Source organism: Streptomyces sp. NPDC059567, assembly GCF_042735655.1.
In the GTDB taxonomy this organism is placed as follows: Bacteria; Actinomycetota; Actinomycetes; order Streptomycetales; family Streptomycetaceae; genus Streptomyces.
In genome coordinates this window covers 1-11,520 of record NZ_JBHWBS010000093.1, presented here as the reverse complement: position 1 = coordinate 11,520, position 11,520 = coordinate 1, and the positions used below count along the sequence as shown (strand labels likewise).

At 71.2% G+C, this 11,520-nt stretch carries 10 protein-coding genes; 9 read left to right on the top strand and 1 reads right to left on the bottom strand.

The window, feature by feature from the left end; translation table 11 throughout:
• The first annotated feature begins 487 nt into the window (after positions 1 to 487).
• The 8 genes from ACFVZW_RS30100 (at position 488) to ACFVZW_RS30065 (ending at position 9,015) form a co-directional block, all read left to right on the top strand.
• A complete protein-coding gene (locus ACFVZW_RS30100; RefSeq protein ID WP_384527779.1) occupies positions 488 to 916 on the top strand; it encodes a DUF3499 domain-containing protein in 429 nt (142 codons plus the stop codon).
• A gap of 203 nt (positions 917 to 1,119) precedes the next feature.
• Positions 1,120 to 2,487, top strand: a complete 1,368-nt coding sequence (locus ACFVZW_RS30095; protein ID WP_384527776.1) for a phosphomannomutase/phosphoglucomutase — start codon at positions 1,120 to 1,122, stop codon at positions 2,485 to 2,487.
• Positions 2,488 to 2,602: 115 nt separating this feature from the next.
• Positions 2,603 to 2,785 (top strand): Trm112 family protein, encoded by a 183-nt coding sequence (locus tag ACFVZW_RS30090; protein WP_189550595.1) that lies wholly within the window; start codon positions 2,603 to 2,605, stop codon positions 2,783 to 2,785.
• A gap of 129 nt (positions 2,786 to 2,914) precedes the next feature.
• Complete coding sequence (locus ACFVZW_RS30085) at positions 2,915 to 4,072, top strand: SIS domain-containing protein (protein WP_384527773.1); 1,158 nt, start codon at positions 2,915 to 2,917, stop codon at positions 4,070 to 4,072.
• 138 nt (positions 4,073 to 4,210) lie between these two features.
• The gene (gene manA, locus ACFVZW_RS30080; protein ID WP_384527770.1) at positions 4,211 to 5,362 is read left to right on the top strand and encodes a mannose-6-phosphate isomerase, class I; all 1,152 of its coding nucleotides are present in this window, start codon (positions 4,211 to 4,213) and stop codon (positions 5,360 to 5,362) included.
• Positions 5,363 to 5,428: 66 nt separating this feature from the next.
• Positions 5,429 to 6,394, top strand: coding sequence for a cation diffusion facilitator family transporter (locus ACFVZW_RS30075; protein ID WP_384527767.1), 966 nt, complete (start codon positions 5,429 to 5,431; stop codon positions 6,392 to 6,394).
• A 417-nt stretch (positions 6,395 to 6,811) separates the two neighbouring features.
• A complete protein-coding gene (gene ahcY, locus ACFVZW_RS30070) occupies positions 6,812 to 8,269 on the top strand; it encodes an adenosylhomocysteinase (RefSeq protein ID WP_384527764.1) in 1,458 nt (485 codons plus the stop codon).
• A gap of 131 nt (positions 8,270 to 8,400) precedes the next feature.
• Entirely contained in the window at positions 8,401 to 9,015 is a 615-nt protein-coding gene (locus tag ACFVZW_RS30065) for a hypothetical protein (RefSeq protein WP_384527761.1), read from the top strand.
• On the opposite strand, the gene ACFVZW_RS30060 is transcribed toward ACFVZW_RS30065, so the two are convergent.
• Positions 9,012 to 9,941, bottom strand: coding sequence for an RDD family protein (locus ACFVZW_RS30060; RefSeq protein WP_384527758.1), 930 nt, complete (start codon positions 9,939 to 9,941; stop codon positions 9,012 to 9,014). The genes ACFVZW_RS30065 and ACFVZW_RS30060 overlap by 4 nt on opposite strands.
• Positions 9,942 to 10,060: 119 nt before the next feature.
• On the opposite strand from ACFVZW_RS30060, the gene ACFVZW_RS30055 reads away from it, so the two are divergent.
• Positions 10,061 to 11,068, top strand: a complete 1,008-nt coding sequence (locus ACFVZW_RS30055; protein ID WP_384527755.1) for a stage II sporulation protein M — start codon at positions 10,061 to 10,063, stop codon at positions 11,066 to 11,068.
• Positions 11,069 to 11,520 lie beyond the last annotated feature (452 nt).

Genomic DNA, 11,520 nt, shown 5'->3' with positions numbered 1-11,520 from the left:
GATTCAAGGACTATATCGCGGATCGTGTCGGCCGGGGTCGCCGACACCGCAACCGGCGGCGGCGGCACCGGCCCGCGCATACCGCGGCCGTGCCGGTCGCGCCGGCGCGTCCGCGGCTCCACCGGAACCGGACGGGACTCCGCCGCATCGGGCTCGGGCGGAGGGGACGAGGGGTTCGGCGGCACAGGACTGTCCATCACTGACGCAGCGTAACTCTCCTCGGTGCCCGTCGACCGTGGCGCACACGGACCTCCTCGCCGCGCGCCGGACCCGGGCTGTCGTTAGTTGAACGTTCCGGCCAGGCGCGAGCGCGATTCCATGGGCTCCCGCGATCGGCCATCTGGCCGTGGTTGACCGGATTCCTGTCGACCGTTGTCCGGATCGACGACCGTCCCCACCCCCGTTCCCCTCCTTACGCGCAGGTCAGGACGGCCGCCCGAAGCGGGCCCGTGTCCGACGTCACACCGCGACACGGTGGAGTGACCTGGTGGAGAGTCGTCGCGGCCCGCTCAAGAGTGCGGTACCGTCCAACGTCGTGAGCCCTGTACGTCGCTGTTCGCGCACCGCGTGCGGCCGCCCTGCCGTCGCGACACTGACGTACGTCTATGCCGACTCGACTGCGGTCCTCGGCCCGCTCGCCACCTACGCCGAGCCCCACTGCTACGACCTGTGTGCCGAACACAGCGAGCGCCTCACCGCGCCGCGCGGCTGGGAGGTCGTGCGGCTCTCCGACCCCTCCGCCCCGGCCCGCCCGAGCGGCGACGACCTCGAAGCCCTCGCCAACGCGGTACGGGAAGCGGCACGCCCCCAGCAGCGCACGGCCGAGGCCGGCGGCAAGGGCGGCGGCCGAGGCGGCGACCCGGTGGAGGTCGGCCGCCGCGGCCACCTCCGCGTCCTCCGCTCCCCGGACTCCTGAGCGCGGCTCCCCGCTCCGGGCAGCCTGAGCGAGACCCCTCTCCCGACAGCCCGCGCCGGACCCCCGTGCGGCTCCCGCCCGGCAAGGCGCTCTGCCCTCCCCTCGGCGGGCCCCGGTAGGTTGGGCATCCGCACACGCCGTACACGCGTGGCACACGCGCCGCACACGCGTGCCGAGGTTCGAGGTTTCAGGAGGGTTGTTCCGTGGCTGCTGATCTGTCGCAGATCGTGAAGGCGTACGACGTCCGCGGGGTGGTGCCGGATCAGTGGGACGAGACGCTCGCCGAGCTGTTCGGCGCCGCGTTCGTCCGGGTGACCGGTGCGGACGCGATCGTCGTCGGCCACGACATGCGGCCCTCGTCGCCGGGCCTCTCGGGCGCCTTCGCCCGTGGCGCGGCCCGCCTCGGCGCCGATGTCACCCTGATCGGGCTCTGCTCCACGGACCAGCTGTACTTCGCCTCCGGCAGCCTCGACCTGCCGGGCGCGATGTTCACGGCCTCGCACAACCCGGCGCAGTACAACGGCATCAAGATGTGCCGCGCCGGCGCCGCGCCCGTCGGCCAGGACACCGGCCTCTCCGAGATCCGCGTCATGGTGGAGCGCTGGTCGCAGGAGGGCGCCCCGGCGGCCGCCCCCACCACCGGCACCATCACCGAGCGGGACACGCTGAAGGACTACGCGGCCCACCTGAAGGGCCTGGTCGACCTCACCGCGATCCGCCCCCTCAAGGTCGTCGTGGACGCGGGCAACGGCATGGGCGGCCACACCGTCCCCACCGTCTTCGCGGGTCTCCCGCTGGACCTCGTACCGATGTACTTCGAGCTGGACGGCACCTTCCCGAACCACGAGGCCAACCCCCTCGACCCGGCGAACATCGTCGACCTCCAGGCCCGCGTCAGGGCCGAGGGCGCCGACCTCGGCCTCGCCTTCGACGGCGACGCCGACCGCTGCTTCGTCGTCGACGAGCGCGGCGAGGCGGTCTCCCCGTCCGCGATCACGGCCCTGGTCGCCGCCCGCGAGCTGGCCAAGACCCCCGGCGGCACGATCATCCACAACCTGATCACCTCCTGGTCCGTCCCCGAGGTCGTGCGCGAGAAGGGCGGCTCGCCGGTCCGTACCCGTGTCGGCCACTCCTTCATCAAGGAGGAGATGGCGAAGACGGGCGCGATCTTCGGCGGCGAGCACTCCGCGCACTACTACTTCAAGGACTTCTGGAACGCCGATACGGGGATGCTCGCCGCGCTCCACGTGCTCGCCGCCCTCGGCGGCCAGGACGGCACGCTTTCGGAGCTGGTCGCGTCGTACGACCGCTACGCGGGCTCCGGCGAGATCAACTCCACGGTCGCCGACCAGGCCGGCCGCACCGCCGCGGTCAAGGCGACGTACGCGGACCAGGACGGCGTCACCCTCGACGAGCTCGACGGCCTGACGGTGTCGGCGGACGACTGGTGGTTCAACCTGCGCCCCTCCAACACCGAGCCGCTGCTCCGCCTGAACGTCGAGGCCCGCGACGAGGCCACCATGGCCAAGGTCCGCGACGAGGTGCTCGCCCTCATCCGCGCGACGGGCTGACACCCTCTCCCCCGGGCGACGGGCCGGGCGGCCGAGCCGCGCGGCCCGTTCCCCGGCGGTAGGCTGACCTGGCCCAAAGGGCAGCACCACCACCGTTTGTTCGAAGGGAAACCTCATGCCGCTCGAAGCCGGCCTCCTGGAGATCCTGGCCTGCCCGGCGTGCCACGCGCCGCTGAACGACCGCACGGCGGCCGAGACCCCCGAGCTGATCTGCACGGGTGACGACTGCGGCCTGGCCTACCCGGTCCGCGACGGCATCCCCGTCCTCCTGGTCGACGAGGCCCGCCGCCCGGCGTAAGGCCGGCGCCGCCCACCCTCGGGAAGATCCGAACCCCGGTGGGGCGGGTAGGGAACCAGGACCCGGCCGACGGCCGGGCGCACATCACCGGCCGCACCCGCACCGCCCCGCCCCGCCCCCGGAGGCCCCATGCTGGACGAGACCCTCCTCGACGCACCGGACGCCCTCGCCCTCGCCGACCGCCGCGGCCTGCTCCGCGGCGCCGCCGAGGCAGGCGCGCGGGTACGGACCGCCGCCCGGCACGCCGCCGAGGCCGGCATCGACGAACTCAGCCCGGAGGGGCGGCCCCGCTCCGTCCTCGTCGCGGGCCCCGGCACCGCGGCCGCCGGCGTCGCCGACCTGGTCGGCGCCCTCGCCGGCGCCTCCGCACCCGTCATCCGCCTCCAGCCCACCGGCGTCGCCCCCGCCGCGGGCGCCCTGCGCTGGGCCCTCCCCGGCTGGGCCGGCTCCGTGGATCTGCTCCTGATCCCGACGACCGACGGCTCCGAACCCGGACTCGCCCTCCTCGTCGAGCAGGCGTACCGCCGCGGCATCACGGTCGTCGCCGTCGCCCCCAGGAACACCCCCCTCGCCGAGGCCGTCAGCGGCCCCCGCGGACTGCTCGTGCCCATGGCGATGGCCCCGCACGAGAGCGCCGAGGAGTACGAGGAGCGGCTGGCGGCCGGACCCGGCTCCCTGTGGGCGCTTTTCACCCCGCTGCTCGCGCTCCTCGACCGGGTCGGCCTCGTCGAAGCGCCGTCCGAGACGCTGGAGAAGGTCGCCGACCGCCTGGACCGCACGGCCGAACGCTGCGGGCCGGCCATCGCCACGTACAGCAACCCGGCCAAGACGCTCGCCGCCGAACTCGCCGACTCGCTGCCGCTGATCTGGACCGAGGGCGATGCCGCGGGCCCCGTCGGCCGCCGGTTCGCCGCCGTCCTCGCCGAGCTGGCCGGACTGCCCGCGCTCGCCGCCGAACTGCCCGAGGCGCTGCCCGCCCACGGCGTGCTGCTCGCCGGCGACTACGCCGCGGGCGCCGACCCCGACGACTTCTTCCGCGACCGCGTCGACGAGGCCCAGGCCCTGCGCGCCAGGGTCGTCCTGCTGCGCGACCGCCCGGCCGACGCCGGCGGTCTGACCGCTGCGCCCGCCGCCCGCGAACTGGCGCTCAGTCACGGCACGGCCATCAGCGAGCTGGAGCCGGAGGAGGGCGGAGACCTGGAGACCCTCGCGGAACTGCTCGCCGTCACCGACTTCGCCGCCGTCTACCTCGCCCTGGCCTCGGCCGGCATTACCCCGCAGCACTGACCCACGACGCCCGGTCCCGCCGCATCCCGCCGTACGTGGCCGTATCCCGGAAGACCTCGCCGAGACACCCCACGGACACCACCCGCTGAGACACTCCGCCGACCCACCTCCCGCACTGAGGAAAGCTGGAATCGTTCGATGGACCGCCTCGTCAACACCGTCCGCCCCTACGCCTGGGGCTCCACGACCGCCATCCCGGAGCTGCTCGGCACCACCCCCAGCGGTGAGCCCCAGGCCGAGATGTGGATGGGCGCCCACCCCGGCGCCCCGTCCCGCACGGAGCGCGGACCGCTCAACGAGGTCATCGACGCCGATCCCGTACGCGAACTGGGCGCACCGGCCGTCGGGAAGTTCGGCCCGCACCTGCCCTTCCTCTTCAAGGTGCTCGCCGCCGGCGCCCCGCTCTCGCTCCAGGTCCACCCCGACCTCGACCAGGCGAAAGCCGGATTCGCCGCCGAGCAGGCGGCCGGCGTCCCCATCGACGCGCCGCACCGGAACTACAAGGACGCCAACCACAAGCCCGAACTGATCTGCGCCCTCACGCCGTTCAACGGGCTGTGCGGCTTCCGCGACCCCATCGAGGCCGCCGAGACCATCGACGCACTCGGCGTCGACTCCCTCAAGCCGTACGTCGACCTACTGCACGCCCACCCCGAAGAGGCGGCGCTGCGCGAGGTCATGACCGCCCTGCTCACCGCCGACCACGACGAGATGGCGCACACCGTCGCCGAGGCCGCGGCCGCCGCCACCCGCCTGGGCGGCGCCCACGCCCCGTACGCCACCCTCGCCCACCACTTCCCGGGCGACGCCGGCGTCATCGCCGCCATGCTGCTCAACCCGGTCCAACTCCAGCCCGGCGAAGCCCTCTTCCTCGGCGCCGGGGTGCCGCATGCGTACCTCGACGGCCTCGGCGTCGAGATCATGGCCAACTCCGACAACGTGCTGCGCTGCGGACTCACCCCCAAGCACGTCGACGTCCCGGAGCTGCTGCGGGTCGTCCGCTTCGAGCCGAACGACCCGGCCGTCCTGCGCCCCGAGGCGTCCCCGACGGGCGAAGAGGTCTACGACACCCCGATCGACGAGTTCCGCCTGTCCCGTTTCGTACGGGCGGAGGGCGCGGCGCCCACCGACATCACCGTCGGCACCCCGCAGATCCTGCTCGCCGTCGCGGGCCGGCCCAAGGCGGGCGAAGTGACCCTCGCGCCCGGCGAGTCGGTTTTCGTACCGGCGGGTGAAACGACCGAACTGTCCGGTACGGGAACGGTGTTTCGCGCCACCGTCGTCGCCTGATGCAACAATGACCGGCCGTATGGCGGCGACAGAGCCGGAGCACCGACGAAGGGAACACGTACACCCATGAGCGCGTCAGGCGGAACCAAGGCGATCGTGGCGGCACTCGCCGCGAACCTCGCGATCGCGGTAGCCAAGTTCGTGGCGTTCCTCTTCAGTGGTTCGTCCTCGATGCTGGCCGAGAGCGTCCACTCGCTCGCCGACTCCGGCAACCAGGGGCTCCTGCTCCTCGGCGGCAAGAAGGCCAAGCGGGAGGCGACCCCGCAGCACCCCTTCGGCTACGGCCGCGAGCGGTACATCTACGCCTTCCTCGTCTCCATCGTGCTCTTCTCGGTCGGTGGCATGTTCGCCGTCTACGAGGGCTACGAGAAGATCAAGCACCCCCACCCCATCGAGGCCTGGTACTGGCCGGTCGGCGTCCTCGTCTTCGCGATCATCGCCGAGACGTTCTCCTTCCGTACGGCCATCAAGGAGTCGAACGCGATCCGCGGCAACCAGTCCTGGAAGGAGTTCGTGCGCCGCGCGAAGGCGCCCGAACTCCCGGTCGTCCTCCTGGAGGACCTCGGCGCGCTCGTCGGTCTGTTCCTCGCCCTCGGCGGCGTCGGCCTCGCCCTCCTGACCGGCGACGGCATCTGGGACGGCATCGGCACCCTCTGCATCGGTGTCCTGCTCATCCTGATCGCGATCGTCCTCGCCGCCGAGACCAAGTCGCTGCTGCTCGGCGAGTCCGCCGGCGTCGAGGACGTGAAGAAGATCGAGGCCGCGGTCGTCGACGGCGAGACCGTCACCCGCCTCATCCACATGCGCACGCTCCACCTCGGCCCCGAGGAGCTCCTCGTCGCCGCCAAGATCGCCGTCCGCACCGACGAGACGGCCTCCCAGGTCGCGGCGGCCATCAACGCGGCGGAGGAGCGCATCCGCACGGCCGTCCCCATCGCCCGGGTCATCTACCTGGAGCCGGACATCTACAACGAGTCGGCCGCGGCGGCCGGCATCAACCCGGCCAAGTCCCCGGGCGGCCCGGGCCACTGACAGGCCGCCCTGTCACGGGCAGTCGTTCCGCAGGTCCGGGGGAGGGCGGGCACGACCCACGACGAGCGGCCCCCATGCCTGGACCCGCACCACAAGGGCCCGGGGTCACCACGACCCCGGGCCCTTCGCGCGCCTCGGGGCCATCCACCCTCTCGACCCCCTGTCGAGGCCGAATCCGGCCGATCCCAGTACCAGGCGGACTGTGGGTCGCCGCACTGATCGGTGTAGATTCGTGACCAGCCAGACGTCGCTGCTGATGGCGGTCGGGCGGTCCGCACGGACCGGCCGAGGGAGAGAGGGCCTCCGACGACTGCACCGCGGGAGTACCCGGGCATTCGTATGCCCGCGCGCACGCCACATCGCGGTGTCAGGCGCCCTACCGACCCTCGAACTCGATCCACGAGGAGCAGCCCAGTCATGACGACTGCCGCCACCCAGCAGGACTTCAAGGTCGCCGACCTGTCCCTTGCCGCCTTCGGCCGCAAGGAGATCACCCTCGCCGAGCACGAGATGCCCGGCCTGATGTCGATCCGACGCGAGTACGCCGAGCAGCAGCCCCTCGCCGGCGCCCGCATCACCGGCTCCCTGCACATGACCGTGCAGACCGCCGTCCTCATCGAGACCCTGGTCGCCCTCGGCGCCGAGGTCCGCTGGGCGTCCTGCAACATCTTCTCCACCCAGGACCACGCCGCCGCGGCCATCGCCGTCGGCCCGAACGGCACCCCCGAGGCCCCCGCCGGCGTCCCGGTCTTCGCCTGGAAGGGCGAGACCCTGGAGGAGTACTGGTGGTGCACGGAGCAGGCCCTGACCTGGCCGAACACGCCCACCGGCGGCCCGAACATGATCCTGGACGACGGCGGTGACGCCACCCTCCTCGTCCACAAGGGTGTCGAGTTCGAGAAGGCCGGCTCCGCCCCGGACCCGTCCACCGCGGACAGCGAGGAGTACGGCCACATCCTCCGTCTCCTCAACCGCACCCTCGGCGAGAACCCGCAGAAGTGGACCCAGCTGGCGTCCGAGATCCGCGGCGTGACCGAGGAGACCACGACCGGCGTCCACCGCCTGTACGAGATGCACCAGGCCGGTACCCTCCTCTTCCCGGCGATCAACGTGAACGACGCCGTCACGAAGTCGAAGTTCGACAACAAGTACGGCTGCCGCCACTCCCTGATCGACGGCATCAACCGCGCCACCGATGTCCTCATCGGCGGCAAGACCGCGGTCGTCTTCGGCTACGGCGACGTCGGCAAGGGCTGTGCCGAGTCCCTCCGCGGCCAGGGCGCCCGCGTCATCGTCACCGAGATCGACCCCATCTGCGCCCTCCAGGCGGCGATGGACGGCTACCAGGTCGCGACCCTGGACGACGTCGTCGAGACGGCCGACATCTTCATCACCACGACCGGCAACAAGGACATCATCATGGCCTCCGACATGGCCAAGATGAAGCACCAGGCCATCGTCGGGAACATCGGCCACTTCGACAACGAGATCGACATGGCCGGCCTCGCCAAGATCGAGGGCATCGTCAAGGACGAGGTCAAGCCGCAGGTCCACACCTGGAAGTTCCCCGACGGCAAGGTCCTGATCGTCCTCTCCGAGGGCCGTCTGCTGAACCTCGGCAACGCGACCGGGCACCCGTCCTTCGTGATGTCGAACTCCTTCGCGGACCAGACCCTGGCCCAGATCGAGCTCTTCACCAAGCCGCAGGAGTACCCGACCGACGTCTACGTGCTCCCCAAGCACCTCGACGAGAAGGTCGCCCGTCTCCACCTCGCGGCCCTCGGCGTGAAGCTCACGACCCTGCGCCCCGAGCAGGCCGCCTACATCGGCGTCGAGGTCGAGGGCCCCTACAAGCCGGACCACTACCGCTACTGATGCCGGGACCGACGGCGCCCGTGCACTGACGCGCGCCCGACCCGGTCACCCGTAGAGGAAAAGGCAGGCCCCCGCACCCCCGTGCCGGGGGCCTGCCTCGTCTATCGCCCCAGCAAGCACCCCGAGGACCCATGCCCCGCGGCCGCTATTCGCTCCATGATCCGCACGATCACACCCCCCTCGGTGAAGAGCACTTCAACTGCGCGCCCGGCCCTTCCGGCTGGCGCTACGTCTCACAGACGACCACCCCCTCCGGCGAACACGCCGGCTCCGTCGACCTGGCCATCGACGAACTCGGCCGCCCCATCCGCCTCGAACTCCACGCCGCGAGCTGGCAGGTCCGCGGCGCCGCCCTCGACGGCGTCACCTGGGTCCGTACCGACCCCACCGGCACCCACGCCACGGAAGGCAATGTGCGCGCCCATGCCTTCACCGGCACCTCACCGGCGTTCCTCGTCGCGATCACGCGACTCCTGCGTCTCACCCCCGCTTCCCCCGCGACCCGCGTCAGGCTCGTCGCCTTCACGGATCCCGTGCTCGCCCCCCTCACGACCGACCAGTCCTGGGCCCTGGTGAACAGTGAAACGCACGCCACTGACAACGGCCGTCTGATCGTGGACGAGTACCAGGTCAACGCCCTGGACACAGGGGAGCAGCACACGCTCCACATCGCCGGGGACGTGGTGCTCTCCGCCCCCGGCATCGAACTCGAAGCCCTCGAAACCCCGCCGTCCGTCTGGCCCTAGGCCGGCGGCGCGAACCCGGTCGACGCCCCCGAATCACGTACCTCCGACGCCACGACGGAAGGGGCCACGGGCCCCGGAGTGGGAGCGACCGGCTCCACACGCGCAGCCGGAGCCGGGCTCACCGGCTGCACCACCGGAGCCGCGAACCCGGGAACCTGCCCACCCGCGCCCGGCACCGCCGGGGCGAACGCCCGACGAGCCTCCCGAGCCTGCCGCTCGGCGACCACCCCGGCCAGATAAGCCGCCGCGGGCACCCCCGGCGGGGGAGGCGTTCCGGTCCGTGTCACCAGCTCATCGGCCAGCCGCTCCGCGAGCCGCCGCCCCACGCCCGGATCCAACTGCCGCATCCGCGTCAGGTACTGCCGTATCTCCAGCCACAGCGCGTCCGGCACCGCCGACAGATCCAGCTCGGCGAACCGACCCACGAGCCACGGCGGAGGAGGGGGAACGACCGCGTTCCGAGCCGCCGGCACCCGCTCACGTACGACCAGCGTCCCCGCGAACACGTCCCCGATCCGCCGCCCCCGCTCCGACACCAGCGACGCGATGCAGGCGACGACCCCGAACGTCATCAGGATCTCCACGACCCCCATCGCCCCGCGCACCAGCGCATGCCGGAACCGGATCGGCCCACCGTCGTCCCGCACCACCCGGAGCCCGCAGGCCAGCTTCCCCAGCGACCGCCCGTGCGACAGCGTCTCCACCGCGATCGGGGCCCCCACCAGCACCAGCAGGAACGAGGCGATGGAGATCGCCATCTGCGCGGCCTCGTCCAGCGAGGCGGTGGCCATCGCCAGCCCCACCGTGATCAGCAGATAGACCGCCCACACCGTCAGAAGATCGAGGACCAGCGCCAGAGCCCGGCTCGGCAGCCGCGCCGGTTGCAACCCCAGTACGACGGCATCCCCCGTCACAACCCCGCTCACGGCGCCCACCCTTCTCCGGCCTTCCCGACCCCTCAGTACGACAGTCTGCCAAGCTGACCCGCAGCGCGCCGCAGTAGTACGGACCCGTACGCACCCAGTGCCTGGAGCAGCAGCCGATCATGGACCTCGACGTCTACGTCACCGCCCACCGAGCCGAGTGGGACCGCCTCGACCACCTCCTGCGCCGAGGCGGAAAGCTCAGCGGCGCCGAGGCCGACGAGCTCGTCTCCCTCTATCAGCGGACGGCCACCCATCTCTCGCTGATCCAGTCCGCCGCCCCGGACCCCATGCTCACGGCCCGGCTCACCCAGCTCGTGGCCCGCGCCCGCGCCACGGTCACCGGCACCCGTCGTTCCTCCTGGCGCGACGTGACCGACTTCTTCACGTCCGGCTTCCCGGCCGCCGTCTACCGCTCCCGCCACTGGTGGGTCCCGACGGCCGTCCTCTCCCTACTCCTCGCGGCCGTCATGGGCTGGTGGATCGGCACGCACCCCGAAGTCCAGTCCGCGGTCGGCGCTCCGGCCGAACTGCGCGAGATGACCCGCCCGGGCGGCCAGTACGAGACGTACTACTCCAACCACCCGGCGGCCTCCTTCGCCGCCCAGGTCTGGACGAACAACGCCCAGGCCGCCGCCATGTGCCTGGTCCTGGGCGCGTTCCTCTGTGTCCCGGTGCTCTGGATCCTCTTCCTCAACATGCTGAACCTCGGGATGGCCATCGGCCTGATGTCCTCCGCGGGACGCCTCGACATCATGCTGGGCCTGCTCATCCCGCACGGCCTCCTCGAACTGACCGCGGTCTTCGTCGCCGCCGGCACCGGACTGCGCCTCGGCTGGACCCTCATCGACCCTGGCCCCATGACCCGCCGTGACGCCCTCGCCCAGCAGGGCCGCGCGGCCGTGGGAATGGCGATCGGTCTGGCCCTGGTCCTGTTCCTTTCGGGCCTCATCGAAGGCTTCGTCACTCCGTCGGGCCTTCCGACCTGGGCACGCATCGCCATCGGTGTCGCCGCTGAACTGGCATTTCTCATCTACGTCTACGTCCTGGGCGGCCGTGCGGCCCGAACGGGTGACACGGGCGACGTCGAGGAGGCGGACCGCAGTGCAGCCCTGCCGACGGCTGCCTGATGTGCGGACCACACCGCTGACCTGCTAGTCTCCTCTTCGCCCACAAAAAGCCGTTGACACGGTCGATGTGGGGAGGTAGATTTGAACGGTTGCCTCGGACTGGACAAGTTCGAAGGCCAGCAGCTAGAATCTCTCTTGCTCCGGTCGGGAAGTTGATTTCCACGGAGCCACCCCGATTCCTTATTCGAATCACGAAGCCACCGATTAGGTCGGCCGAAATGAATCTGATAAAGTCGGAATCGTCGGAAAGGGAAACGCGAAAGCGAAGAACAGCCCGGCAGCCCGCTCCAGCGGGTGGCAGAAACGGAAATCGGATCTGCTAAGCTGGAAACACGAAAGACCGAAGGGAAAAGCCCGGAGGAAAGCCCGAGAGGGTGAGTACAAAGGAAGCGTCCGTTCCTTGAGAACTCAACAGCGTGCCAAAAATCAACGCCAGATTAGTTGATACCCCG

What these genes read in the sequence shown, in the direction of transcription:
- ACFVZW_RS30090 (WP_189550595.1), top strand. Translation starts at nt 2,603, where the DNA reads ATGCCGCTCGAAGCCGGCCTCCTGGAGATCCTGGCCTGCCCGGCGTGC.
- ACFVZW_RS30085 (WP_384527773.1), top strand. Translation starts at nt 2,915, where the DNA reads ATGCTGGACGAGACCCTCCTCGACGCACCGGACGCCCTCGCCCTCGCC.
- manA (WP_384527770.1), top strand. Translation starts at nt 4,211, where the DNA reads ATGGACCGCCTCGTCAACACCGTCCGCCCCTACGCCTGGGGCTCCACG.
- ACFVZW_RS30075 (WP_384527767.1), top strand. Translation starts at nt 5,429, where the DNA reads ATGAGCGCGTCAGGCGGAACCAAGGCGATCGTGGCGGCACTCGCCGCG.
- ahcY (WP_384527764.1), top strand. Translation starts at nt 6,812, where the DNA reads ATGACGACTGCCGCCACCCAGCAGGACTTCAAGGTCGCCGACCTGTCC.
- ACFVZW_RS30065 (WP_384527761.1), top strand. Translation starts at nt 8,401, where the DNA reads ATGCCCCGCGGCCGCTATTCGCTCCATGATCCGCACGATCACACCCCC.
- ACFVZW_RS30055 (WP_384527755.1), top strand. Translation starts at nt 10,061, where the DNA reads ATGGACCTCGACGTCTACGTCACCGCCCACCGAGCCGAGTGGGACCGC.